Source organism: Mycobacterium sp. TKK-01-0059 (assembly GCF_000709305.1).
Lineage (GTDB): Bacteria > Actinomycetota > Actinomycetes > Mycobacteriales > Mycobacteriaceae > Mycobacterium > Mycobacterium intracellulare.
In genome coordinates, this window is record NZ_KL446993.1 from 2,570,370 (window position 1) to 2,594,206 (window position 23,837).

At 66.6% G+C, this 23,837-nt stretch carries 25 protein-coding genes, 1 tRNA gene and 1 pseudogene; 17 read left to right on the top strand and 10 right to left on the bottom strand.

Annotation, left to right across the window (positions count from 1 at the left end; translation table 11 throughout):
- The first annotated feature begins 73 nt into the window (after window positions 1-73).
- Window positions 74-709: a TetR/AcrR family transcriptional regulator gene (locus K883_RS12490; RefSeq protein WP_014710941.1), complete on the top strand. Its 636-nt coding sequence runs from the start codon at window positions 74-76 to the stop codon at window positions 707-709.
- Window positions 710-767: 58 nt separating this feature from the next.
- Here the strand turns inward: K883_RS12490 and K883_RS12495 are convergent, their stop codons facing one another.
- A complete protein-coding gene (locus K883_RS12495; protein ID WP_014710942.1) occupies window positions 768-1,961 on the bottom strand; it encodes a cytochrome P450 in 1,194 nt (397 codons plus the stop codon).
- Between the two features lie 83 nt (window positions 1,962-2,044).
- Between K883_RS12495 and K883_RS12500 the strand changes: the two genes are divergently transcribed.
- Complete coding sequence (locus K883_RS12500) at window positions 2,045-2,626, top strand: TetR/AcrR family transcriptional regulator (RefSeq protein ID WP_014710943.1); 582 nt, start codon at window positions 2,045-2,047, stop codon at window positions 2,624-2,626.
- Between the two features lie 57 nt (window positions 2,627-2,683).
- On the opposite strand, the gene K883_RS27540 is transcribed toward K883_RS12500, so the two are convergent.
- Window positions 2,684-2,995: a hypothetical protein gene (locus K883_RS27540; RefSeq protein WP_131806047.1), complete on the bottom strand. Its 312-nt coding sequence runs from the start codon at window positions 2,993-2,995 to the stop codon at window positions 2,684-2,686.
- A gap of 59 nt (window positions 2,996-3,054) precedes the next feature.
- Complete coding sequence (locus K883_RS26760) at window positions 3,055-4,428, bottom strand: rolling circle replication-associated protein (protein ID WP_224097131.1); 1,374 nt, start codon at window positions 4,426-4,428, stop codon at window positions 3,055-3,057.
- A 302-nt stretch (window positions 4,429-4,730) separates the two neighbouring features.
- Here K883_RS26760 and K883_RS12505 point away from each other — a divergent pair.
- Window positions 4,731-4,798, top strand: a tRNA-Phe gene (locus tag K883_RS12505).
- Window positions 4,799-4,933: 135 nt separating this feature from the next.
- Here K883_RS12505 and K883_RS12510 read toward each other — a convergent pair.
- Together K883_RS12510 and K883_RS12515 are read right to left on the bottom strand one after the other, a co-directional pair.
- Window positions 4,934-5,773, bottom strand: coding sequence for a mycofactocin-coupled SDR family oxidoreductase (locus tag K883_RS12510; RefSeq protein WP_036454608.1), 840 nt, complete (start codon window positions 5,771-5,773; stop codon window positions 4,934-4,936).
- A 159-nt stretch (window positions 5,774-5,932) separates the two neighbouring features.
- The gene (locus K883_RS12515; RefSeq protein WP_085976474.1) at window positions 5,933-6,487 is read right to left on the bottom strand and encodes a TetR/AcrR family transcriptional regulator; all 555 of its coding nucleotides are present in this window, start codon (window positions 6,485-6,487) and stop codon (window positions 5,933-5,935) included.
- 186 nt (window positions 6,488-6,673) lie between these two features.
- Here K883_RS12515 and K883_RS12520 point away from each other — a divergent pair, with 186 nt between their 5' ends.
- Entirely contained in the window at window positions 6,674-6,874 is a 201-nt protein-coding gene (locus tag K883_RS12520; protein WP_014710945.1) for a ferredoxin, read from the top strand.
- A gap of 40 nt (window positions 6,875-6,914) precedes the next feature.
- Window positions 6,915-8,195, top strand: coding sequence for a cytochrome P450 (locus K883_RS12525; protein WP_014710946.1), 1,281 nt, complete (start codon window positions 6,915-6,917; stop codon window positions 8,193-8,195).
- Here K883_RS12525 and K883_RS12530 read toward each other — a convergent pair.
- Window positions 8,179-9,597: a MocR-like pyridoxine biosynthesis transcription factor PdxR gene (locus K883_RS12530; protein WP_050989364.1), complete on the bottom strand. Its 1,419-nt coding sequence runs from the start codon at window positions 9,595-9,597 to the stop codon at window positions 8,179-8,181. The genes K883_RS12525 and K883_RS12530 overlap by 17 nt on opposite strands.
- A gap of 82 nt (window positions 9,598-9,679) precedes the next feature.
- Between K883_RS12530 and K883_RS12535 the strand changes: the two genes are divergently transcribed.
- Genes K883_RS12535 through K883_RS12545 form a run of 3 tightly spaced genes read left to right on the top strand, consistent with a single transcriptional unit; the run spans window position 9,680 to window position 12,200 of the window.
- Complete coding sequence (locus K883_RS12535; protein WP_014710948.1) at window positions 9,680-10,567, top strand: class I SAM-dependent methyltransferase; 888 nt, start codon at window positions 9,680-9,682, stop codon at window positions 10,565-10,567.
- 59 nt (window positions 10,568-10,626) lie between these two features.
- Window positions 10,627-11,334: a M15 family metallopeptidase gene (locus K883_RS12540; RefSeq protein ID WP_036454610.1), complete on the top strand. Its 708-nt coding sequence runs from the start codon at window positions 10,627-10,629 to the stop codon at window positions 11,332-11,334.
- A 59-nt stretch (window positions 11,335-11,393) separates the two neighbouring features.
- The gene (locus K883_RS12545) at window positions 11,394-12,200 is read left to right on the top strand and encodes a methyltransferase domain-containing protein (RefSeq protein WP_014710950.1); all 807 of its coding nucleotides are present in this window, start codon (window positions 11,394-11,396) and stop codon (window positions 12,198-12,200) included.
- 4 nt (window positions 12,201-12,204) lie between these two features.
- On the opposite strand, the gene K883_RS12550 is transcribed toward K883_RS12545, so the two are convergent.
- Complete coding sequence (locus K883_RS12550) at window positions 12,205-13,029, bottom strand: SDR family oxidoreductase (protein WP_014710951.1); 825 nt, start codon at window positions 13,027-13,029, stop codon at window positions 12,205-12,207.
- Window positions 13,030-13,098: 69 nt separating this feature from the next.
- On the opposite strand from K883_RS12550, the gene K883_RS12555 reads away from it, so the two are divergent.
- The 6 genes and pseudogenes from K883_RS12555 to K883_RS12580 all read left to right on the top strand — a co-directional run bounded on the left by K883_RS12555 (window position 13,099) and on the right by K883_RS12580 (window position 18,224).
- Entirely contained in the window at window positions 13,099-14,676 is a 1,578-nt protein-coding gene (locus tag K883_RS12555; protein ID WP_008253553.1) for a methylmalonyl-CoA mutase family protein, read from the top strand.
- Complete coding sequence (locus K883_RS12560) at window positions 14,677-15,111, top strand: cobalamin B12-binding domain-containing protein (RefSeq protein WP_008253559.1); 435 nt, start codon at window positions 14,677-14,679, stop codon at window positions 15,109-15,111. It abuts the gene before it with no gap.
- Window positions 15,096-16,052 carry an LLM class F420-dependent oxidoreductase gene (locus K883_RS12565; protein WP_014710952.1) on the top strand — a complete coding sequence of 319 codons (957 nt, stop codon included), beginning with the start codon at window positions 15,096-15,098 and terminating at the stop codon, window positions 16,050-16,052. The genes K883_RS12560 and K883_RS12565 overlap by 16 nt, the downstream gene beginning before the upstream one ends.
- Window positions 16,049-17,092 carry a CaiB/BaiF CoA transferase family protein gene (locus K883_RS12570; RefSeq protein ID WP_014710953.1) on the top strand — a complete coding sequence of 348 codons (1,044 nt, stop codon included), beginning with the start codon at window positions 16,049-16,051 and terminating at the stop codon, window positions 17,090-17,092. The genes K883_RS12565 and K883_RS12570 overlap by 4 nt, the downstream gene beginning before the upstream one ends.
- Window positions 17,093-17,232: 140 nt before the next feature.
- Window positions 17,233-17,708 (top strand): annotated as a pseudogene (locus K883_RS12575) (hypothetical protein).
- Between the two features lie 90 nt (window positions 17,709-17,798).
- On the top strand, window positions 17,799-18,224 hold the full coding sequence (locus tag K883_RS12580) for a nuclear transport factor 2 family protein (protein WP_014710955.1): 426 nt from the start codon (window positions 17,799-17,801) through the stop codon (window positions 18,222-18,224).
- A gap of 67 nt (window positions 18,225-18,291) precedes the next feature.
- Here K883_RS12580 and K883_RS12585 read toward each other — a convergent pair whose 3' ends face one another.
- The 3 genes from K883_RS12585 to K883_RS12595 are packed head-to-tail and all read right to left on the bottom strand — an operon-like array spanning window position 18,292 to window position 20,262.
- Window positions 18,292-19,554 carry an amidohydrolase family protein gene (locus K883_RS12585; protein ID WP_014710956.1) on the bottom strand — a complete coding sequence of 421 codons (1,263 nt, stop codon included), beginning with the start codon at window positions 19,552-19,554 and terminating at the stop codon, window positions 18,292-18,294.
- Between the two features lie 36 nt (window positions 19,555-19,590).
- Window positions 19,591-19,905, bottom strand: coding sequence for a DUF4286 family protein (locus K883_RS12590; RefSeq protein ID WP_014710957.1), 315 nt, complete (start codon window positions 19,903-19,905; stop codon window positions 19,591-19,593).
- An 18-nt stretch (window positions 19,906-19,923) separates the two neighbouring features.
- Window positions 19,924-20,262: a 2Fe-2S iron-sulfur cluster-binding protein gene (locus K883_RS12595; protein ID WP_014379137.1), complete on the bottom strand. Its 339-nt coding sequence runs from the start codon at window positions 20,260-20,262 to the stop codon at window positions 19,924-19,926.
- A gap of 125 nt (window positions 20,263-20,387) precedes the next feature.
- Between K883_RS12595 and K883_RS12600 the strand changes: the two genes are divergently transcribed.
- The 3 genes from K883_RS12600 to K883_RS12610 are packed head-to-tail and all read left to right on the top strand — an operon-like array spanning window position 20,388 to window position 23,746.
- The gene (locus K883_RS12600; RefSeq protein WP_014710958.1) at window positions 20,388-21,794 is read left to right on the top strand and encodes a class I adenylate-forming enzyme family protein; all 1,407 of its coding nucleotides are present in this window, start codon (window positions 20,388-20,390) and stop codon (window positions 21,792-21,794) included.
- On the top strand, window positions 21,772-22,677 hold the full coding sequence (locus K883_RS12605) for an acyl-CoA dehydrogenase family protein (RefSeq protein WP_014710959.1): 906 nt from the start codon (window positions 21,772-21,774) through the stop codon (window positions 22,675-22,677). The genes K883_RS12600 and K883_RS12605 overlap by 23 nt, the downstream gene beginning before the upstream one ends.
- On the top strand, window positions 22,664-23,746 hold the full coding sequence (locus K883_RS12610) for an acyl-CoA dehydrogenase family protein (RefSeq protein ID WP_014710960.1): 1,083 nt from the start codon (window positions 22,664-22,666) through the stop codon (window positions 23,744-23,746). Before K883_RS12605 ends, K883_RS12610 begins: the two co-directional genes overlap by 14 nt.
- Window positions 23,747-23,837: the final 91 nt, after the last annotated feature.

Below are 23,837 nucleotides of genomic sequence, written 5' to 3' on the forward strand. Positions count from 1 at the left end.
AGTGGCTGGATCAATCGCCAATGCAGATGCGATTCGGTGCGGGCCAGGTATGCGTAGGGTTTACGGTGACCATATGGAGCGCGACGGTTTTGACATGCCGGTCGACGACGATGTCGATCCGCGCCTGGTGCGCTCCCGGACCCGGCTATTAGATGCAGCCACCAAACTCCTCAGCGCCGGCGGGATTGAAGCCGTCACCATAGACGCGGTCACCAAGGCCTCTAAAGTTGCGCGCACGACCCTCTATCGCCACTTCAGCAGCTCCACTCAACTACTGGCCGCCACATTTGAACGGCTGCTGCCGCAGGTTCACCTTCCGCCGGCGACGGGATCGTTGCGCGACCAACTCATCGAACTGTTGAGCCGACAGGCCACGCTGTTCCAGGAGGCGCCGCTGCACGTCACCACACTGGCTTGGGTCGCGCTTGGCCCAACATCAAACAGCACTCAGGAGACCTACGATCGGCACGCGCTGCGGACCCGGATCATCGAGCAGTATCGCCAGCCGTTCGATCTACTTTTGCAAAGCCCCGAAGCCTGCGCCGACCTCGATGAATTCGACCCCGAGCTGATCCTGTGCCAACTCGTGGGGCCGGTCGCCTTCGCGCGCCTCACCGGGCTGCGTGCCATCGATCGTCAAGACTGTGAGCGCATCGTCGATGACTTCCTCGCCGCGCACCGCCGCAAGGTCGACGAGCCCGCATCGTAGTGATCCCGCTCCGCGGGAATGGCGCCGCCCCAGCCGCTCTGCCTGACGCGCAGTTCGGCTAATTTGCCGACCACGAGATAGGCAAAGACATATAGCCCCGGATGAGGCCCGACCGCAGGCGCTGCGCGTTCTCTAGGTCGACTTCCCAGTTGGGCACTCGGGCCAGCAGGGCGCGCAACGCTATCCGGGCCTCCATCCGCGCTAATGACGCACCGAGACAGAAGTGGATACCTCGGCCGAACGCCACTTGATGTTCGGGTTTGCGCCCGATATCGAACACGTCGGGATCAGCAAACACTCGTTCGTCACGGTTAGCCGAGCCGAACAACAGCAGCACTGAATCACCGACGGACATCGTGACGCCATGCAGCGTGACGTCGCGGGTCAGAGTTCGTGAAAGTCCTTGCACCGGTGAGTCATACCGGAGGAGCTCCTCAACTGCGGGACCAAGCAAGTTGTCATCGGCGACTAGTCGTCGGCGAATGTCGGGATCGCTCGCAAGCACTACTGCGGCGTTGCTGAGCAGGTTCGAGGTGGTCTCATGGCCTGCGATGAGCAGCAACAGGCAAAAGCCAAGGAGGTCCTCGTCAGTAAGACGCTTTCCGTCGATCTCGGCGGACACCAAGGCCGACATCAAGTCGCCGCGCGGTTCGCGTCGACGCTCGGCGAGGAAGTCGGTGAAGTAGGCATAGACGGCCGCAGCCGCGGCCAGCCCCTCGCCCATCTCACCGCGCGCCGGATTGGACTGGACCATCGTGGTTGACCACTGCCGAAACTGTGCGCGGTCCTCGCGAGGAATGCCGAGCAAATCAGCGATCACCATGGCCGGCAGGACGGCGGCAAAGTCGGCGGCAAAGTCAACCGACCCTGCGCCCCGGTCAAGGCAATCTGATAAATCCTCCGCCAGGTCCTCAATCCCACTACTTAACGCCGCGATGCGCCGCGGGGTGAACGCCTTGCTTACCAACGCGCGCAGCTGATCGTGTCGCGGGGGATCCATCAAAATCATCATGGGCAAGAACGATGCGTGGAAATCTGAGCCCGGTGGAGTTGGAAATATGCCGTCCACGGATGAGTAGGTGTGATGGTCAAGCAGCGCGCTGACGACATCTTCGTGGCGACTGAAAACCCACGTGTTGGAATCGGCTGCGCGATACAGCGGGGCTTTGTCGCGCAGCTGCCGGTAGATGGGGTAGAGATCGTCCTGAATCGTCGCATCGAACGGGTCGTAGCGAAGTTGCACCGTCGTCATCTGAGCTCCTACCGCTGTGAATCTAATTATACGGCTGTCTAATCCAGTAGTTTAGACTGTAAGTCCAACCGAGAGGAGCGTCAATGCGCGAGGTTCCGCGAAAAATTGCCGACCGCCTGCCGCCGGCGGCGGCACTTTTCGCAGACCGCGGGCTCAACGACACCAAGATCGAAGACGTCGCCGCCACCACCGGCATCGCCAAGGCCACCCTTTACTACTACTTCGCCGGCAAAGAGGAAATACTCGCCTTCCTCCTCGAAGACGTCCTACAGCAAGTCGCGCACGAGGTCGCCGCAGTCGTGGAGGCAGAAGGCTCCGCCGCTCAGCGCCTGCACGCAGTCATCAGTGCCCAGCTGCGCGTGATGGCACAGAGACCCGCCGTCTGCCGCGCTCTCATCGGGGAACTGGGCCGCGCCGCCCGCATGCCCGTCATCGCCGACATGATCAGCGCCGCATACTTCGCACCCGTCGAGACGTTACTTCGCGCTGGCGCCGGCGACGGCTCACTCGTGACCCTCGACAACCCAGCAGTTGCCGCGATCGCGCTATTCGGTGCCGTCACGACCAGCGCACTGACCTACCTAGTGCTTGACGATGCGCTCGACGAAGATCGAATTGCCAGAACAATTCACGACCTCGTTTTTGTCGGTTTACGACCGCGCTAGCCGTCCCCCGCACCGCGTGGACGGTAGTGCGCAGCTGAGCATGGCCCGCGACTCGGACTATCCGGAGCATCCAGGCGACGCGGGGTCGTCGGAGTGAGCTACAGACAGCGCGTGACGCAGCGGATGAAGTACGGCTGGCCCACCCGTATGCACCGCCAGCCGCAGCTGCTCAATGACTGTGTGCACCTGACGTCGCTCTTCAGTGTCGGAAAGTCCGAATTCATAAAGCTCCCAACGATATTTATGATCCTCCAGCCGCAGGAGTAGCTCGTTGATCACGTTGTCCAGGTCCATCTGCTCAGCGGCCAATTCCTGATGATTCCTCGGCCGCTCACCATCCGGCAGGCGCGGCGACAGTTCGATGGTCACGTGCTAAGCGTATGTAGCCGGTTGCTGCAATGCGACGGTCAGAGGTGAATTGCGTTAGATCACTTACGGCCCGCGAGTTGTTCGTCGCGCACCGCCTTCGCCCGATCCGCCGATAACGCTGCCGCGAGCTGGGATGCGAACGCTGGTCCGTCGTTCACAAGGGCGTAGCCACCCGCGAAGCCGCCTTGGCGGCAGAGAAGTCGCCTCCGACAGACGTTGCGGTGGCGTACTTTGCCAGTCTTGGAGTTTGTTCGTTGAACTGCGACGCGGGTCATTCGCGGAACGAGTGCGGTGGGGAAGCAGTGGGTGCAATCGCTATGAATGGCCTGTGAGCGAGACCACCGACGGATGATCCTTCGGGCCGTCAGGTATGCGTCCTGGGCGATCTCAACGACTGCGGTTGCTCGTTCCAACCCGTGGACCCCCCAAAAGCGACCCGGTCCGCGGCCCGGCCGCCGCCAGGCCTCCGGAACGATGTGCTGGTATTCCTTGTCGCCCAATCTATTCGGTGATGAGTGCTTCGTGAAGTAGATCGCCAAGCGTTTGGGGTCGCAAGCACGCAATCCGTTGAGGCTGTCGATAGCCGTACCGGCGCGCAAGTGGCGTGTGCGTTGTTCAGGGTCGGGATGGGCGACGACTTCCGCCCATTCCTGCGACAACCATTCGCTGAACCTACGGCCTGATCGACCGACGGTATACGGGGGAGCCATCCATAGGTGAATGTGTGGTGCGCCGCGGCGTTGAAATTCCATCTTCCAGATGTAGCGCGCTGGTTCACCCCATTCGCGCTGAAATCGTTTGCGCCACAGCATCATATGTCGCTTTACGCTGGCTCCATCGGGTGCGACCGATTCCCAGTCGCCGGGGTAGGTCAGCGTGACCATCGCGGGTACCCGTCCGCTTTCCACCATCGGCGTGTAGTCCAGCTCGGCGAAGGTGCGGCACATCGCCGCACGCGACTTGCGGGACCATTCGGTGATCGCACGGCCCGACGGGTCAGGCACATCACGACCGGCCTTTATGCGGTCTACCTCGCCCGCTACGTCCTGCATGTGCTGGCCCACGGTCCGCTCAGATGCCTTCTCCGCGCGAACGGGATTGGTCCAGCCGAGACGGACGACGCCCGGGCCGATCGTGATCCGGAATCGCCCGCACTCAGGTTCGACATCCAGCCGGTCCCGTCCATGCGCCCATGGTTCGGCCGGTTCGAACAGCGCCGCTGCCGAGGCCACCATGTTGGGCCTCGGGAACCGCAGCCCCAAGGCATCCGAGGCCGACAGTTCCGCATCAACAATGCCGTCGACGGTGTCGCGGACACTTTTGGCGCATATAACAAGCCCGTTGGTCCCAGCCGGAACACGGTCTACGCCGCTCCCGCCGTCCGACCGACCGCTACCGCTCTCGCGCCCTGCGGCCTTGCCGGCCTCGGGCACTCGCGGTCTACCGGCGTCCGCCGCTCCGTCCGTGTTCCGGCTGGCCGTTCGGGTTGTGTCCGGCCGAAGGGTGAGTCGCTCCGCAATCGAGCTCGTTGAATGCGCGCTCGACCTCGTGATGCCGGGCATCGGGTACCTGCTCCCCGGGAGCCCCCAGCGCGCATCACTGAGTGACGGGCGATGAAGGGTCCCTTGTCGGGAGTGCTGTCACCGTGTCCGGTCTGTGTCCGATCGCCGGACGAGCAGCCTGCGTCAGACGCGCTCAGCGCGGCGTATTTGACGTATGGGAGTCATTAAACCGCAGGCCAGCGGCCGTTCCATCCACCTGAAAAGCGGAAGGTCGGCGGTTCGATCCCGCCCCTGGCCACCACGATGGTGATCACCATCAATCATTTGACCCGTCGGCTGCATGGACGGTCGCCAATCGCCAGCAGGCCCCGTGGGCGCTGCTGGCGGGCGGTCGACGACTACGGCGGGCTCGGCCGCCATTGACTGGGCGAAGCCCCTACTTGAGCATGCTCCCGGCATCGACGGTGACCGGAAGACCTGTGATGTAACGCGATTCGTCGGAAGCCAGGAACAGCACCGCGTTGCTGATGTCCACCGGCTCGACCCAGCCGACCGGCAGCACGTGCATGAACTGCGCGGCCACCTTGAGGTCATCCGGGCCGGGATTCTTCAGGTCGGGCCGGAACAGCTTCATCGTCCCCTCGTTCATGAACATGGGCGTGTTCACGTTGGTGGGGTGCACCGAGTTCACCCGGATGAAGTGCTCGCCGAGTTCGACGGCGAAGGTGCGCATCAGGCCGACCACGCCGTGCTTGGCGGCGATGTAGTGACCGGTGTGCGGGTAGGCCTTGAGGCCCCCGACCGAACTGGTCAGAATGATCGAGCCGCCCTGACCCTGGGAAATCAGGTGCGGCACACCGGCTTTGACGGTTTTCCAGACGCCGGAAAGGTTGACGTCGATCATGTCGCGCCAGTCGTCTTCGCTGGTCTTGTCCAAAGTCTGGCCGCCGTTGCCGATTCCGGCGTTGGCGCAGATGATGTCCAACCGGCCCAGCTGCTCGACGCCGCTGTCCACCGCCGCTTTCAGCGCGTCGTAATCGCGTACGTCGGCCTCGGCGGTCACGATGCGGCGGTTCAGGCCCTTGATGAGGTCGGCCGTCTCGGCCAGGTCATCGGGCGTCGACGGCGGGATCTCGCTGCTGCTACTGATCGGCGTGCAGATGTCGACCGCGATGATGTCGGCACCTTCCTGCGCCAGGCGCACCGCGTGGCTGCGGCCCTGGCCGCGAGCCGCCCCGGTGATGAACGCGACCTTGCCCTCAACTCTTCCACCCATGACTGCACCTCACCTAGACGTGGCCGACAATTCTTTGTCGATCGATCAGGAAGGTTGGCACCATTCGTGCGCAGTGTCAACAGACGTGTGCCCGACCGCCCGCTCGGTGGCCGGGATGCGGAAACGGTCCTGTCGCCGCTGCGGTGGCGCCGGCCGGTGCTAGCGGCCAAGCGTGGACGCGGCCGCGGGCGCCGCCAGCAGGCTCATCTGGCGTTCGGCGAACGCGCGCAGCTCGTCGTGTCCCTGGGTGACGCCGACGGCGCTCTCGTTGCACAGGCTGCGGGCCACCTGCGCGATCAGCATCGAGATCGCGACCGGGGGATATTCCTCGAGATCGACTCCGTTGGCGCGTAGCACCATGGTGACGGCCGCCGTCTCGATGTCACGAACGCGCTCGGCGTAGGCCTTGAGTTCGGCGCCAATTGCCTTGCGGTGGTTGGCCAATGCCATGAACTCGGCGTTCAGTGCGGTCACCGCCGTGTCGCTGTTCATCGCCCACAGCGCCCGCAGGGGGTCGTCCTCGGCCAGCAGGGCGCGCATGCGCGTCAGCGCGGTCTCGGCACCGGCGCGCAGCACCTCGACGAACAGATCGTCCATCGTGGGGAAGTAGTAATAGACCAGCGCCTGCTTGACGCCGGCCTCGGCGGCGACCCGCCGGGAGGTGGCCGCGGCATAGCCTTCCTCGCGCATGATGCGGGCGGTGGCCTCGATCAGCTTGCTGCGCGCGCCGGCGTCGGGGGTCCGCTTGGGTTGGCGCGCCGCCGCGCGGTTGGGTGCGCCGGCTTTGCTTGACCGGCCCGCGCGATCCGTGGTAGGCATACCGCATCCTAACAATTTGGTCGATCGATCAGTTTGTGGAGCGGCAAACGGGGGATTGGAGGGCCGGTGACGACAGCGCGCATGCGTGTGCGGGTGGATCCGCGCCTGTGTGAGGCGCATGCCCTCTGCGTGGAGATCGCCCCCGAGGTTTTCGAGCTGGGTGACGACGTCGCGACCTGCGACGAGCAACCGGCTGAAGCGTTGCGCCACAGCGTGGAAGCGGCCGTGGCCGCCTGTCCGCGCCAGGCCATCAGCGCCGTCGCCGGCGACGCATCAGCGTGACGCACTGCGCTTTTCGGTGCCAGGAAAAGGAATTGGACTCATGACCGATCTCGCCAACGTCGACTACTTCACCGACGCCGACGTCGCGCAAGACCCCTACGACTACTGGGACTACCTGCGCAACCAGGGACCGGTGTTCCGCGAACCGCACTACGGGGTCGTGGCCGTCACCGGCTACCAGGAGGTTCAGGCGGCATTCAAAGACGTGGACTCGTTTTCCGCGGTCAACGCGATCGGTGGTCCGTTCCCGCCGTTGCCGTTCACCCCGGAAGGCGACGACATCAGTGAGCAGATCGAGGCGCATCGCCACGAGTTCCCGATCTTCGAGCACATGGTCGTCATGGACCCGCCCGAGCACGAAAAGGCGCGCTCCCTACTCGGCCGGCTGCTGACCCCGCGCCGACTGCAGGAAAACAAGGACTACATCTGGCAATTGGCCGACCGGCAATTCGACGAGTTCATCGCCAACGGCCACTGCGAGTTCCTCAGCGAGTACGCGAAGCCGTTCGCCACCCTGGCGATCGCCGATCTGCTCGGGGTTCCCGACGAGGACCGCCCAGAGATCCGCCGCAATCTCGGGGCCGGCAATGCGCCGGGCGCCCGAGTGGGCGCGCTGGATCACGAACCGGTGGGCAGCAACCCATTGCAGTACCTCGACGACCTGTTCAGCGCCTACATCACCGACCGGCGACGGCAACCGCGCGAAGACGTGCTGACCGGCCTGGCCACCGCCACGTACCCCGACGGCTCGGTCCCGCCGCTGTTGGAGGTCGTCCGGCCGGCGACGTTCCTGTTCGCGGCCGGGCAGGAGACCGTGACCAAACTGCTCAGCTCGGCGGTGCAGGTCCTCGGCGACGACCCCGAGCTGCAAGAGCGGCTGCGTTCAGATCGAAGCTTGATCGGCACGTTCATCGAGGAGGCACTGCGCATGCAGAGCCCCACCAAGGTGGACTTCCGGCTGGCACGGAAGACCACCACCCTGGGCGGGGTGCACATCCCGGCCGGCACCGTCCTCATGCTCTGTCTGGGTGCGGCCAACCGCGATCCGCGAAAGTTCGACAATCCCAACGAGTTCCGGCCCGATCGGAAGAACGTGCGCGAGCACATCGCCTTCGGTCGCGGCATTCACACGTGCGCGGGCGCGCCGCTGGCGCGGGTGGAGGGACAGATCACCATCAACCGCCTCCTGGACCGCACCCGCGAATTCAGGATCAGCGAGGCCAAGCACGGATCGCCCCGTGGCCGTCAGTACCACTACGAGCCGACGTTCCTGCTGCGCGGCCTGACGGAGTTGCACATCGACTTCACCCCGGCCGACTGACGCCCGAGACGGCGGACATCAACTCTCCCAAACGGGCCAGGGCGGTGGTGTATTCGTGTTCGGGCGGTGTCCCGTACCCGATGATGATTCCGTCTGTGCGGCGGCCCGTGCCGTGCCAGAACGGGGCCAGCCCGGTGAGGGCGATGTCGCGTCCGCGCGCCGCGCTCAACACCTCGGCCTCCGAAATGCCCTCGGGCAGCGCGACAACGGCGTGCAGGCCGGCTGAGATGCCCAACACCGGCATCCCGGGGGCGCAGCGGCCGAGGGTAACGACGAGAGCGTCGCGGCGGTTGCGGTAACGCCGCCGCATCCGCCGGATGTGCCGATCGAGCGCTCCGGATTCGATCAGCTCCGCGAACGTCAGCTGCGCGAGCACGTCGGTTCCGCGATCGGCGCGGCGCTTGGCTTCGACCACCCCGTCGACCAACGCGGCGGGTAACGCGAGCCAGCCGAGGCGGAGGCCGGGCGCCAGGCTCTTGCTGGCGCTACCCACGTAGACGACGTGTTCGGGTGCCAGGCCCTGCAGCGCGCCCACGGGGTGCCGGTCGTAGCGAAATTCCCCGTCGTAATCGTCCTCGATCAGATACGTGCCCCGGGTCGCGGCGATGTGCGCGAACTCGGTACGCCGGTCGGCGTCGAGCGTCGCCCCGAGGGGAGCCTGGTGTGCCGGGGTGAGCACCGCCGCGGCGACGGCCGTATTGAATCCCTCGGGCCGCGCACCCCCGTGGTCGACGTCGAGGGGCTCGACGGTTAGCCCGCTCGCCGCCGCCGTCGCGCGATGGTCGGGCAGGCAGGGATTCTCGAGCGCGATCGACCGGGCTCCGCCGGCGGCCAGCGCCTCACACACCAGACGCAGCCCCTGGGTGAACCCGCTGCAGACGACGATGTGCTCGCCGGTGGTGAGCACCCCGCGCACTCGACCCAGGTAGTTGGCCAGCGCGGCGCGCAAGCGCGGTGACCCGCGCGGGTCCGCCGGCCCCAGTTCGGCGTGGGGGGTGGCCTCGAGGACTCGGCGCAACGCGCGTAACCATTCGGCGCGCGGGAACATGCTGAGGTCCGGGCGGCCGAGGCGAAAATCGGCCGCATAGCGCTGGGTAACCCGCATCGATTCGATCGGTGCCTGAACGTGCGGTCCGCCCGCCACCTGGGTGGCCGCGCCTGGACGGGTCCGGAGGTATCCCTCGGCCGCCAGTTGCGTGTAGACCTCGACGACGGTGCCGCGGGCAAGCCCGAGCTGTGTGGCGAGGGCACGCGAGGATGGCAACGCCTCGCCCGCGGCGAGGCGTCCACCCCGGATGGCTTGTCGCAGAGCGGCTTCGAGCGCCGCACGCCGGCCCCGACCCGGGGGAAGGTCGAGATGCAGGTCCCCTCCGGTATCGCGACTGGTCCACGAATTCGGCATCGAATTGGACCTTACCGATGGGCCGGTGTGGTGGATAGCGTCAACAGCGGATGGTTCGTGCAAAGGGGAGACGATGGTTGATGTGGGCGCCCGACGCCTTGATCGCGCGGCGAGTTGGACCGCCGAAGTCAATGCGTTTCAACGCGCTGCGGAAACGCTGCGGCCACCGGGGCGGCGGCTCGTGGAGGACGCGTACTCCCGGCGTTTCGTCGGTAATCCGGTGCTGCGCGCCATGCTCGCCCACTGGCGCGCGGCCGACGCCGCGCTCCGGATATTTGACCACCTGTGGGGAGGCCTGCACGCCCACATCGCGCTTCGGGTGCGCTACGTCGACGACGCATGTGAGGCCGCGATCGCCGCGGGGATCGGCCAACTCGTGCTGCTGGGCGCGGGCTTCGACACCACCAGCATTCGCCGCGCGGGGACCCCGGTGACGATCTTCGAGGTCGACGCGCCCACCACTCAAGCGCACAAGCGCCCGGTCGTCGAGCGGCTGTTGGCGCCGCGGCACAGCTGCCGAATCCATTGGGTCGCCTGCGATTTGGAACGGAACGCGCTGCGCGAAGCGCTACTGGCCGCCGGCTTCGACCCCAAGCAGCCCGCCCTCGTGGTGTGGCTCGGCGTCACTCCCTACCTGACCCGCGGCGCCATCGACGCGACCATCGCCGACCTCGCCGGCCTGTGCACCCCGGGGAGTCGCCTCGTCCTGGACCACATCGCCGCGGGCGTCGTCACCGCCGGCACCCCGTGGAAGAGCGCGGGCCGGATCACCCGGATGGTGGCCCGGCGCGGCGAACCGTATCGCAGCGACTTCACCGAGGCCGACCTGACCGCCACATTGGCAGCGCACGGATTCGAGCTGCGCGACCACGCGACCGTGCCCGCGCTGTTGCGCCGCTACGACCCGTCGCGCGCAAGCCGGCTCGCGGACGACGACTGGCTCGCCGTCGCGACGGCAGAACGCGAATGAGGCGCGCCCCGACGGCCAGATAACCCGACGCGGACCGATCCAGCCGGGACAATGGCCCAATGCGTCGCGCAGGAGTGCTCAGGCTGGCCGCTTTCGCACTCATCCTGGGGTGCGGCCCGGCCTGGGATACCCCTCGCGCCTCGGCGGGCCCCGACGTGCCGCCGGTCAGCGACGCCGCGCGGGCGGCCGGCTTCGTCGACGTCCGCACCGTCGTTCCCGACGCCGTGCTCGATCTGCGCTACGCGACGACCAACAACTTCACCCACACGCAGCTGTATCCGTCCGACGCCAGATGCCTTGTGCACCAATCGATGGCGCCCGGACTCGCCGCCGCCGCCGGCGCGCTGCGACCGCAGGGCCACCTCCTGGTCTTCTGGGACTGCTATCGGCCGCACGACGTCCAGGTCAAGATGTTCAGCCTGGTCCCCAACCCGGCCTGGGTGGCACGACCTGGCCAATATGCGCGCAGCCATGAGTCGGGACGCTCGGTCGACGTGACGTTCACGACGCCGCAACAGCCATGCACGTCGGGACTACACGCGGGTGGGCTGTGCCTGGCCGACATGGGCACCGACTTCGACGACTTCACCTCTCGGGCAACGGCGTTCAACACCCAGGGCATCAGCGCCGACGCGAGGGCGAATCGAGCCGCGCTGCGCAACGCCATGAACTATGGCGGCCTGAAGGTGTATTCGGGCGAATGGTGGCATTTCGACGGTCCGGGCGCGGGTGTCGACCTCCCGATTCTCAACGTCCCCGTCGACTAGATGTCTCATATACCGAGACACGTGTATCATCATGTGGCTTGCCGCCGTACGCTGGCGAGGTGAACGAGCGGGCCAGTTACACACACGGACACCACGAGTCGGTGCTGCGCAGCCACCGCCGCCGCACCGCCGAAGACTCGGCGGCCTACCTGCTGCCCCACCTGAAACCGGGCCTGTCGGTGCTGGATATCGGCTGCGGTCCCGGCACCATCACCGCTGACCTCGCCGCGCGCGTCGCACCCGGACCCGTCACCGCCGTCGACCAAGTCGCCGACGTCCTGGGCGTGGCCCGCACCGAAGCCCGGCAACGCAACCTGTCCAACGTCTCGTTCGGCACCGCCGACGTGCACGACCTCGACTTTGCCGACGGCACGTTCGATGTCGTCCACGCCCATCAGGTGCTACAGCACGTGGCCGACCCGGTGCGCGCCCTGCGTGAGATGCGGCGAGTGTGCGCGCCGGGCGGCATCGTGGCGGTCCGCGACGCCGACTATGCGGGGTTCATCTGGTACCCGCAGCTACCCGCCCTCGAGTTGTGGCGCGAGCTCTACCAACGCGTCGCCCGCGCCAACCGCGGCGAGCCCGACGCGGGCCGGCGGCTGCTGTCCTGGGCACAGCAGGCGGGATTCGACGACATCACACCCACCGGCAGCCTGTGGTGCTACGCCACACCCGAGACGCGCGAATGGTGGGGCGGCATGTGGGCCGACCGGATCCTTCATTCGACCGTGGCCAGCGACCTGGTGAGCCTCGAGCTGGCCACCCCGGCGCAGCTCGAGGAGATCTCCGCCGCCTGGCGAGAATGGGCCGTCGCCGAAGACGGCTGGATCGCCATCCCGCACGGCGAAATCCTCTGCCGTGCTTAGGTATTCAGTCCAGGAATAGGTCCGGGATCGGCTGCTCGCCGCCGCCGTATCGGGACAGATCCGCAACCCCGGCCGATCGCAGCACCTCGGCGTCGACGTGGCATTCGCCCGTGGCTTGCCGGGCGGGTCGAGAGACGATCTCGACGGCGGCGTCGCCCATGATCTCCGGGCTGCGCGACGACGCGGCCAGCCGGTCGCCATCGGCCATGTTGGTGACCGCCGCGGTGGCGATGTAGGTCTCCGGCCACAGGCAGTTCACGCCGATCCCGTCGTCCGCGAACTCGGCCGCCCAGCCCAGCGACAGCAGCGTCATCCCGTACTTGGACAGTGTGTAGGCCGGGTGGGCGCCCAGCCAGCGGGGGTTCATGTTGATCGGTGGCGAGATGGTCAGCACGTGCGGGTTGGCCGATTTCTTTAGATGGGGCACGCACGCCTTGGTCAGCAGGAAGGTGCCGCGCAGGTTGATCTCCTGCATCAGGTCGTATTTCTTGGCCGACAGCACGGCCGTCGGGTCGGTGGCGATGGCGCTGGCGTTGTTGACGCAGATGTCGATGCCGCCGAACCGCTGCACGGCCGCGTCGACCACGCGCTGCACGTCCTCTTCGCGGCGCACGTCGCCCACGACGGCCAGCGCCTTCCCGCCGGCGGCCTCGACGTCGGCCGCCGCGGTGTGCACCGTCCCGGGCAGGCGCGGATGGGGTGTGTCGGTCTTGGCCAGCAGCACCACGTTGGCACCCCGCCTGGCGGCGGCGATCCCAATCGCGAGTCCGATCCCGCGGCTCCCGCCGGAGATCACCACCGTGCGATCGGTGAGCACGTTGTCAGCCATTCGTCTCCTTTGACCAGGTCAAGCGTATGGTATTGGCATTCTCTTTTTTTGCAAGTACGTTATTCACCGATGGATAATACGGCCCACACTCCCTCCGGCATCCCGCTGCAGCCCGTATATGGGCCGGCGGATAGGGGCGCGGAGCCTCCCCAGCCCGGGGAGTTCCCCTTCACTCGCGGCAACTTCGCGTCGGGCTACCGCGGCAAGCTGTGGACCTTCCGCCAATATTCGGGGTTCGGCACCGCCGAGGAGTCCAATCGCCGGTACCGCTACCTGCTGGATCAGGGCGGGACCGGGTTGTCGGTGGCGCTCGACCTGCCGACGCAGTGCGGATACGACTCCGACGACCCCGAGTTCGGTGAGGAGGTCGGCCGGGTCGGCGTCGCGGTGGATACCCTGGCCGACTTCGAGATCCTGTTCGACGGCATCCCGCTGGACAAGCTCAGCACCAGCATGACCATCAACGGCACGGCGGCGATCCTGCTGGCCTTCTACGTCGCCGCGGCCGAGAAAAAGGGCATCCCGCGGGCCAAGCTCACCGGGACCATCCAGAACGACATCCTCAAGGAGTACGCCTCGCGCGGGACCTGGATCTGGCCGCCGGAGCCGTCTTTGCGGTTGATCGCGGACACCATCGAGTTCTGCGCCGCCGAGGTGCCCAGGTTCAACGCGATCTCGGTCGCCGGTGCGCATTTCCGCGACGCCGGGGCCAACGCCGTGCAGGAGATGGCGTTCACCCTGGCCGACGGCGTCACCTACTGCGACACGGTGGTGGAACGCGGCCGCATGACGATCGACCAGTTCGCGCCGCAGATCTCGTTCTTCTTCTACACCCACGGGGATTTCTTCGAGGAGATCGCCAAATACCGTGCGGGGCGGCGGCGTTGGGCGACGATCGTGCGGGAGCGCTACGGGGCGACGAAGGACAAGGCGGCGATGTTCCGCTTCGGCTGCGTCTGCGGCGGGGCGTCGCTGTATGCCCCGCAGGCCCACAACAACATCGTCCGGGTGGCCTACGAGGCCATGGCCGCCGTATTGGGCGGCGTCCAGTCGATGTTCACGGCCGCCTGGGACGAACCATTCGCGCTGCCCACCGAGGAGACCACCACGCTGGCGTTGCGCACCCAGCAGATCCTCGCGCACGAAACCGGCGTGGCCAGTGTGGCCGACCCGCTGGGCGGCTCGTACTTCGTGGAGGCGCTGACCGACGCGACCGAGGAGCGCATCATCGAGATCATGTCCGACCTCGAGCGGCACGGAGGAATGGTCCATGCCATCGAGGACGGTTACCTACAGGGCCTGATCGCCGACGAGGCATTCAAGATCCACCAGGACATCGAATCCGGCGACCGCCCGGTCGTCGGCGTCAACCGCTTCGTGACCGAGGAACCGGAACACGATGTCGTCACCTATGAGCTCGACGCCGAAGGGCGTGATCTTCAGCTCAAGCGGCTCTCCAAGGTAAAATCCGAAAGGGATTCGGCCGCAGTGAAATCCAGCCTCGCCGCCCTGTCGCGTTCCGCCGAAGGAGACGACAACCTGATGCACAAGTTGATCGACTGTGCCAACGCCTACTGCACCGTTGGGGAGATGGTCTCCGCGCTCAAAGCAGTGTGGGGCGAGTTCCAGCAGCCGGTGGTGTTCTAAGTGGCCGTTCGCGTTCTCGTTGCCAAACCCGGCCTGGACGGACACGACCGCGGCGCCAAGATCGTCGCCCGCACCCTGCGCGACGCCGGATTCGAGGTCATCTACACCGGCATCCGCCAGCGTATCGAGGACATCGCCTCGATCGCGGTGCAGGAAGACGTCGCCGTGGTCGGCCTGAGCATCCTGTCCGGTGCGCACCTGGCGCTCACCGCGCGCACCGTCGAGGCGCTGCGCGCCGCCGACGCCGCCGACATCTCGGTCGTCGTCGGCGGGACCATCCCGCACGCCGACGTCCCCAAACTGCTCTCCGCCGGGGCCGCGGCCGTATTCCCCACCGGGACACCGCTGGACAACCTGGTGCGCGACATCCGCGCGCTGACCGGGACCCCCGAGCCCGCTTCGGAAGAAAAAGAGGAACAGTGCGCGTCGGAGTAATGATCGGTGCCGAGCGTGGCGACATGGCCCGCAAGGTGCACAAGCTGGCCTCCGATATCGAATGGGCCGAATCCGCGGGTCTGGACACCGCGTGGATGCCGCAGGTGCCCAACGACTTCGACTGCCTGACCATGGTGTCGCTGATGGCCGCGCACAGCTCGCGCATCGAACTGGGCACCGCGGTGGTGCCGCTGCAGGCCCAGCATCCGATCGCGCTTGCCCGCCAAGCGCTTTCGACGCACGCGGTGGCAGGCGGGCGGCTGGCTCTCGGTGTCGGGCCGTCGCACCACTGGATCATCCGCGACATGCTCGGCCTGCCCTACGAGAAGCCGGCCGCCTATACCCGCGATTACCTGCAGGTGCTCAACGCCGCTGTCGCCGGCCCGGGCCCGGTGGATATCGAGAACGATTCGTTCACCGTGCACAACCCGCTGGCGATCGGGGCCGATACCCCGATGCCGGTGCTGGTCGCCGCGCTCGGCCCGGTGATGCTGCAGCTCGCCGGTGAACTCGCCGACGGCACCGTGTTGTGGATGGCCGACGAGCGCGCGATCGGTGACCACATCGCGCCGAAGATCACCAAGGCCGCCGCCGATGCCGGGCGACCCGCGCCGCGGATCGTCGCGGGCATACCGGTATGCCTGTGTGGGCCTTCGCAAGTCGAGGAGGCCAAGGAGCGCGCCAACCGGATCTTGGGGGAGGCCGAGGTGTCACCCAACTACCAGCGCCTGCTCGACCGGGGCGATGCCCGCGACGTCGGCGACCTGTGCGCGGCCGGCGACTCCGAACAGATTCTCGCCCGGATGCGCCGATTCGCCGACGCGGGCGTAACCGATCTCTCGGTGCGGCTGCTGCCCATCGGCGACAACCGGGACGAGCTGGTCGCGTCCAAGCGTCGCACCCGCGAAATGATCGCCTCGCTCGCCGCGGAATTGCGTTGACTCCCAGCAACACCGGGCCACTGGCGGGGATCCGTATCCTCGAGGTCGGCACCATGCTGGCCGGCCCGTATGCCACCATGCTGCTCGCCGACCTCGGCGCCGAGGTCACCAAGATCGAGCCCGCCGGCGGCGAGATCTCCCGCAGCGTCGGCGCCACGTACTTCGCCAGCCTCAATCGGAACAAGTCCAGCATCTGCCTGGATTTGAATTCGGATGCGGGACAACAGCGCCTGGGCGACCTGGTCGGCGAGTCCCACGCGCTGCTGGTGAACCTGAAACCCTCCGCCATCCGCCGGCTGGGCCTCACCTACGAGCAGCTGCGACGGCACAACGAGCGGATCGTCTGCGTGGCGATCACCGGCTTCGGCCTGTACGGCGGCGACGACCCCGCGTTCGACTACGTGGTGCAGGCTGGCGTCGGCACCGCGGCGCTGACCGGTGACCCCGACGGTCCGCCGACGCTGCCCGGCTACTCGTCGGCCGACAACTCCACCGGAATGTCGGCGGCACTGGGACTGCTGGCCAAGATCATCTCCGGCACCGGCGGGCAGGTGGACGTGTCGCTGCGCGACGTCATGCTGTCGCAGCTCAACTACCACGCCTCCGCCTACCTCAACAGTGGGGTGGAGCCGCAGCGGCGCCCCCACGGGGCGCACTCGTATTACGTTCCGGCTCAGCTGTTTCCGACCGCGGATGGCTATCTGGCGCTGTTCATCACCCATGACGGGTTCTGGAAGTCGTTCGCCGCGGAGGCAGGCATCGGTGGTTTCGAGACGATGGCCGAGCGGGTCGCCCGCCGCGACGAAGTACTCGCCGTCGTCACGGCGATGCTGGCGACCGACAGCGCGGCCGGGTGGGAACGCCGGCTGCGCCCGCTCGGGGTTCCGGCCGCGGCCGTCAGGACCCTGCCCGAGGCCCTCGAGGCCACCCCGGAAGTGGTTGTGACAGCGGGTGATTTCCGTCTGGTGGGCAGCCCGATTCACGTTTCCGGCTACGAACCCGAGTACCGTCCACCGCCGGAACTGCCGAGCGTCGAGTAGTTGCGCCGAAATCGCCGATTTCGCGCAACAAGTCGACGTTGGACGCAAAGGCGCTGGCTACGTCTCGCTGGTGAAAGGGGAATTCTCATGGGGCGCATCGGGATCCTGCGACGTTACCTGCGAAAGGCCGGGGTGCGGGCGTGAATGCCTTGCCAACGGTCGAGGATGTCATCGACTCGTACACTGGCCGATCGCACGTGGTGCTGCAATACGGCGCCACCACGAAGCGCCTCGTCGACCAAGCGAAGAAACCGGGCTTCTCGGCGGACAGTTGGAGACCGCTGGCCGAGCTGGTCGCCGTGGGCGAATTCGAGCGAATCGGTGCGTTCAAAGAGGTGATGAAGTGGCCGGACTATGTCGAATTCCTCACCAATTGGGCGACATCGTCGGAGTGGGAGTGTTCTTTCAAGCACATCACCGAGGCCGGCGGCCGCGTGTTTCTCGAACTCGAGGAACGGAGCGAGGTGGGCGAATTCCGTAGCGTGGTCAATTCGCTGACCGTCTATGAGTTCACCGATGATGACCGCATCCGCCACATAGACTTTATCTCCAGATGACGCCGCCGCCGGCCGAGATGCTCAAAAGTTTTGAGGGAGTGGAACTGCCGCAAGGCTAGTCCGTCCGCCGAACGTCGAGTTATGGCGCCAGAATCGCCGATTTCGCGCAATAAGTCGACGTTCGACGCCAAGGGATATGAGGTGCAACGATGGATCTGCAGCGGGTCGCCGACGAACTCGAAATCGCCGCGCTACTCAACAGATACGCCCGCGCCGTCGATGCCAAGGATTGGCAGCTGTACCGCTCGGTCTTCACCGACGACGCGCATATCGACTACTCGTCGGCGGGCGCGGCGGCGGGCCCTCGTGACGAGGTGGCCGCATGGCTGGAGCAGGGCTTCGGCGCGATCCCGATGTCGATGCACTACATCACCAACGTGGAAATCCTGGCGCTGCACGGCGATTCCGCGACGGTGCGCGCCATGTTCTACAACCCCATGCAGTTGCCGGGCATGGCGGAGTTGAGTTACTGCGGCGGCTACTACCACCACGAGCTGACGCGCACGGCCGACGGTTGGCGCAGCCGCAGCCTGCGCGAGGAGAACGTGTGGTTCGTCAACCCGCCAACGGGCTGACGATGCCCCGAGCGTCGAGTTGTGGCGCAAAAATCGGTGATTTCGCCCAACAAGTCGACGTTCGGCGTCAGGACGTGGCCAGCTGCTTTTCCTGATAGCGCCGCGCCCACTCGGCACGCGACCGGATCGACACATCCACGTCGGTTGCCTTGGCGCGCAGGGCCTTGACGGTCGCCTGCTCGCGGGGCGTGCGGGCGAACGGGTCCCAGCCGAAGAACCGGCAGGCGTTGGCCCAGGTGATCTTGTTGACGTCGGAGTCGTCGGCGCCGGCGGCGTTCAGTTCGGCCAGCACCTGCTCGGGCGCGTCGGGCCAGAAGCAGTCCGAGTGCGGGTAGTCGCACTCCCAGGCGATGATGTCGATGCCGATCTCATGGCGCAGCTTCAGCGACGTCTTGTCGGTGACGTAGCAGGCCAGCGAATGCTCGCGGAAGACGTCGCTGGGCAGCTTGTCGCCGAAGTCGCGGCGCAGCCACTTCTGGTTGGTGTAGTGGCGGTCGCTGCGGTCGAGGTAGAAGGGGATCCAGCCGATACCGCCTTCGGAGAAGGCGAATCTCAGGTCGGGGTAGTTGCGCATCGCCGGGCCCCACAGCAGGTCCTGGGCGCACATCGCCGAGACCTGGGTGGCCAGAATGATCATGTTGTCGATCGGGGCGTCGGGCGCCATGCTGATCGCCCCGAAGCCGGTGCCGATGTGCAGACACATCACCACGTTCTCCTCGGACAGCGTGCGAAACACCGGCCCCCAGTAGTCCTCGTCGTGGTAGCTCGGAAGTCCTTCCAGATGCGGCAATTCCGGCATGGTGACCGCGCGGCAGCCCTTCGCGGCGACCCTACGGATCTCGGCGCACATGCCCTCTGGAGTCCAGGTCGGCAGGATCGCGATGGGGATGAACCGGTCCGGGTAGGAGCCGGCCCATTCGTCGATGTGCCAGTCGTTGTAGGCCGACACCATCACTAAGGTGACGTCCTCGCGCGTCATGTTGAGGTGCCGGGCCGAAAAGCCGGTGAACGTCGGGAAGCACATCGACGCGAGGATGCCGTTGCGGTTCATATCACGGACGCGCTCGTGGACGTCGTAGACGCCCGGACGCATCTCGGCGAAGCCGGCGGGGTCGCGGCCCCACTCCTCGGCAGGCCACGACACCACGGCGTTGAGTCCGCTCACGCCCTGTGGGCGGCCCTGGTACATCCACTGGTCGACGCCCTTGTCGTCGGTCACGACGATCGGTGCCTCGTCCCGGTACTTGGCGGGCACGTGGCGCAGGAACATGTCCGGCGGTTCGACCACGTGGTCGTCAATGCTCACCAGGATCAGGTCATCGGCCTTCATCAATGGGCTCCTCTTGTGTGCGCGACGCGAGCTCGGTCAGCCGCTGCACTCGGTGGTGGTTTCGAGCAGTCGTGGAATCGGCGGCGGGTCCAGCTGCAGGGCATCGGACATGTGCAGCTGCGGCCCGTTGGCGATCATGTTGTCCAGAATCGCCTGCAGATCGTCGCCTTCGATCTCGTAGATCGCGACGTAGGGGCCGTCGCCGTCGACCGGTCGCAGTCGACGTGCCGAGACGAATCCGTCCAGCGCCACCAGCTCACCCAGGTGCACCTCGTCGTACCAGGTGTTGTACTCGTCTTCCCGTTCGGGCGAGCTGGGCCGACTTTCCACGAGGATGATGCCCTTGGCCATCGCAATTTCTCCTGGCTGCTACTCGTAGCGCACCGTGATCGAGTCCGTATCCGGAACGCCCTGGCACGTCAGAATGTAGCCCTCTTCGACCTCGTCGGGTTCGAGAGCGTCGTTGACCCGCATGGTGGCGTGCCCCTCTTCGAGCTTGGCCATGCACGTCCCGCAGTTGCCGGCCTCGCAACTGAACGGCGGCTCGAGCCCGGCGCGCCGCGCGGTCTCCAGGAGCGTCTCGCCCGGCACCCTGGGCACCGAGACCTTTTTGCGGTCGAGATGAATCGTCACGGTTCCGGCGCCGGAGCCGTTTGTGGCCGGATCTGTCACCCGTGGGGTCTCCTCGATGATCCGGGTGACCGTCACGTAGACCGCCCCCTTCCGTACTTGCATTCTTCAGTATAGAGAATACTATTCTCACGAAGCGATAGCATCTTCTCAAGACTTGTATGGATGTCGGGTCAGCCCGGTCTGTCAGGGAAGGACGGGACGTGACCGAGCCGGCGGCGCTCGTGTTCGAGGAACGGCGATTCAGCGCGCCCGAACTCCACGCGTTGGCCGACGGATGGGCCGCGGCCCTGGCCAAAGACGGCGTCACAGCAGGTCAGCGGGTCGCGGTCATGGCGTCCAACCGGCCGGAGTTCCTCGCTGTGGTGCTCGCGATCTGGCGGCTGGCCGCCAGTGCCGTCCTCATCAGCCCGGCCTGGAAACGCGACGAGGTCGACCACGCGCTCGCGCTGACGGGTCCCGCGCACGCCGTCGGCGACCACCCCGTGCTGGCCGGCCTTATGCCGATGCTGCACCTGGACGAGCCCGTCCCACCGGCCGACCCGGCCACCGGTCCTGCGCCGCCGGCTGAGGCCGACGCGGCGCTGGTGTTCAGCTCCGGCACCACCGGCCTGCCCAAGGCCGTCCGCCACACCCACGTCTCGCTCGACGAGGCCGTGCGGCACTGGCGCCACGCGCTGCAGTTGACGCACCGCGACCGGATCCAAGTTGCCACGCCACCGTCACACATCCTCGGGCTGCTGAACCTGCTGACCGCGTGGGAGACGGGCGCCTGCGTGCGGCTGCACCGCCGGTTCGACATCGACCGGGTGCTGCACCACATCGAAAGTGACCGCATCACAGTGGAAATGGCGGTCGCACCCATCGCGCTCGCCATCGCCTCGCACCTTGGCCTGGAATCCTATGACCTGTCGTCGCTGCGCTACATCATGTGGGGAGCCACACCGGTCAACGCCAACGTCGCGCAGACCGTGACCCGGCGCACCGGCGTGAGCTGGCTTCCGGCCTACGGGACCACGGAATTGCCTGTCATCGCCTGTAATCCGATCGAGGACGCGCGACTCGACACCGTCGGACGCGCGGTACCCGGTGTGGACCTGCGGGTCGTCTCGCTGGAGACGGGCGAGCCGGTCGGCCCCGGTGAGGTCGGTGAGATTCAGGCCCGGTCGGCGTCGCTCATGGCCGGCTACCTGCCGGCCGAAGCGACCGGCGAGGCGATCCGGGATGGCTGGTATCGGACCGGAGACGTCGGGTGGCTGGACACCGGCGGCTGGCTGCGGATCACCGACCGCCTCAAGGAGATGATCAAAGTCCGCGGCTTCCAGGTCGCCCCCGCCGAGATCGAGGCGGTGTTGCACGGTCATCCGGCGGTGAAAGACTGTGCGGTGTTCGGGATTCCCGACGGAACCAACGGCGAGGCGATCGTCGCCGCGGTCGCGACGTCCGCGCCCGTCGACGCGTCCCAGCTGACCGCCCTGGTGGACGAGAAGTTGGCGTCCTATAAACATCTGAGCCGAGTGGTGTTTGTGCCTGAAATTCCCCGCCTGCCCTCGGGCAAGGTGCTGCGCCGAGTGCTGAAGGAGCGCCATGGATGTACGTCTGACAACTGAGCAACAGCAATTGCGCGACGCCGCCGCCAAGCTGGCCGACGATCTGGGACCGGCAACGGTCCAGGATCTCGACGACCAGAACCGAATCACGCGCCTGGACAAGCAGATCGAGTCCACAGGCTGGCGCTCGTTGCGCTCCGATTGGGCCTCGGGCGTCGAAGTGGCCATCGTGGCAGAGGAATTGGGGCGTCGTCTGGTGGACACGCCGTTTCTCGGCCCGGTGCTCGCCGACGATCTCGCCCGTCACATCGGCGAAGAAGCCTCGGGGACAACGGTCGCGGTCGACGATCGGGTGATCGACGCGCGCGGCGCGCGGCGTGCGTTAGTGCTCTCGGGCGGCGCGGTCTCGGCCGTCGATGTGCAGGCGTTGACCGATGGCGTCGACCTCACGCGGGCCGAGGCGAAGATCGTGGGTTCGCCGGTGGCGCTGGGCGAGGTGTCCCCTGAGGTTGCCGAGCAGTGGCGGGCACTGGCTCTGGTCGCGACGACGGCCGACCTGGTCGGTATCGCCCGCGGCGCGCACGCCGTCGCCTGCGACTACGCCAAGATCCGCGAACAATACGGCAAGCAGATCGGGTCGTACCAAGCCATCGCGCATCTGCTGGCCGAAAGCCTTGCGCTGATTGAAGGTTCGGTCAGCGTGTTGCGCCACGCCGCGTGGGCCGTCGACGAGTTGGCACCCGCCGAAGCCATTCGGGCCGCCCAGATCGCCAAGGTCTATTGCGCGCGCGCCACCCGAACCGTCTGCGAGACGGCCATTCAGGTGCACGGCGGCATCGGCAACACCTGGGAATGCGTGGCGCACGTCTACCTGCGCCGCGCCCTGACCTCGACCGAGCTGTGGCCGGTCGCGTTGAAGGAGATCGATCTTGGACTTTCGTGACTCACCCGACGAGGCCGCCTTCCGGGAGCGGCTGCGCACCTGGCTTTCCGCGCACGCCAAGGAGTTCTCCGGCACCGGGGACGAGTATTGGGCGCGCATGGCCGACTGGCATCGCGCCCTGTACGACAACGGCTTTTTCGGCCTGTCCTGGCCCCGCGAGTGGGGCGGGCAGGACCTGGCGCCGGTCTATGACGTCATCGTCGACGAGGAGCTGGTCCGTGCGGGCGCACCGCCGCGACCCAGCGTCGGCTATCTGGTGTACGGCATCGGCGAGCACGCCAACGACCAGGTGCGCAAGCGCTTCCTGCCCGGCATCATCAACGGCAGCGAGCGGTGGTGCCAGGGCTTCAGCGAGCCGGGCGCCGGTTCGGATCTGGCCTCGCTGACCACCACCGCCCGCCTCGAGGGCGACAAGTACGTGGTGAACGGGCACAAGATCTGGACCAGCTATTCCGACGTGGCCGACTGGTGCCTGCTGCTCGCGCGCACCGATCCCGCGGCCAAGCGTCACCGCGGCCTGTCGGCGTTCGTCCTGGAGATGAAACAGGCTGGCGTGCAACAGCGCCCGCTGCAGATGATCAACGGCGTGACCAACGAATTCGGTCAGGTGTTCTTCGACGATGCCACGGTCCCGGCGGACCGGATGGTCGGTGCTCCCGGGGACGGCTGGGCGGTGGCCATGACCGTCGTCGGGCACGAACGCGAGCCCTCCACACTGGGCTACGCCGCCCGCTACGGCAAGCTCGTCCGGGAGTTGTTGTCGCGGAACGACGGTGACGTGCCCGAGGAGCTGGCGTGGGCCGCGGTCCAGTCGGACATGCTGACCCATCACGTGCGGCGGCGGTTGTCCGAACAGCTCGACGGGGTTTCGCACGGCTCGGAAGGCTCGCTGGACAAGCTGCTGATGACCTGGGTGGAACAATCCGTCGGGCACGCCGCCCTGGCCGTCGCGGGCACGCGTGATCCCGATCTGCTCAGCGCCTACCTGTACAGCCGGGCGCAGAGCGTCATGGGCGGGACATCACAAATACAGAAGAACATCATCGCCTCACGAATCTTGGGATTGTAGGAGTGATCGCGAACGCGGGCGAAGCCCGGGTGAAGCGGGTCACGACCGTTGAAGTAGGAGTGATCGCGAACGCGGGCGAAGCCCGGGTGAA

Bases quoted from the DNA above. Each gene is read 5' to 3' on its own strand.
- K883_RS12495 (WP_014710942.1), bottom strand. From the start codon at position 1,961: ATGACGACGGTGCAACTTCGCTACGACCCGTTCGATGCGACGATTCAG.
- K883_RS12585 (WP_014710956.1), bottom strand. From the start codon at position 19,554: ATGAAGGCCGATGACCTGATCCTGGTGAGCATTGACGACCACGTGGTC.
- K883_RS12605 (WP_014710959.1), top strand. From the start codon at position 21,772: ATGGATGTACGTCTGACAACTGAGCAACAGCAATTGCGCGACGCCGCC.
- K883_RS12555 (WP_008253553.1), top strand. From the start codon at position 13,099: ATGGATAATACGGCCCACACTCCCTCCGGCATCCCGCTGCAGCCCGTA.
- K883_RS12530 (WP_050989364.1), bottom strand. From the start codon at position 9,597: ATGCCGAATTCGTGGACCAGTCGCGATACCGGAGGGGACCTGCATCTC.
- K883_RS12580 (WP_014710955.1), top strand. From the start codon at position 17,799: ATGGATCTGCAGCGGGTCGCCGACGAACTCGAAATCGCCGCGCTACTC.
- K883_RS12490 (WP_014710941.1), top strand. From the start codon at position 74: ATGGAGCGCGACGGTTTTGACATGCCGGTCGACGACGATGTCGATCCG.
- K883_RS12525 (WP_014710946.1), top strand. From the start codon at position 6,915: ATGACCGATCTCGCCAACGTCGACTACTTCACCGACGCCGACGTCGCG.
- K883_RS12590 (WP_014710957.1), bottom strand. From the start codon at position 19,905: ATGGCCAAGGGCATCATCCTCGTGGAAAGTCGGCCCAGCTCGCCCGAA.
- K883_RS12500 (WP_014710943.1), top strand. From the start codon at position 2,045: ATGCGCGAGGTTCCGCGAAAAATTGCCGACCGCCTGCCGCCGGCGGCG.
- K883_RS12550 (WP_014710951.1), bottom strand. From the start codon at position 13,029: ATGGCTGACAACGTGCTCACCGATCGCACGGTGGTGATCTCCGGCGGG.
- K883_RS12520 (WP_014710945.1), top strand. From the start codon at position 6,674: ATGCGTGTGCGGGTGGATCCGCGCCTGTGTGAGGCGCATGCCCTCTGC.
- K883_RS12510 (WP_036454608.1), bottom strand. From the start codon at position 5,773: ATGGGTGGAAGAGTTGAGGGCAAGGTCGCGTTCATCACCGGGGCGGCT.
- K883_RS12540 (WP_036454610.1), top strand. From the start codon at position 10,627: ATGCGTCGCGCAGGAGTGCTCAGGCTGGCCGCTTTCGCACTCATCCTG.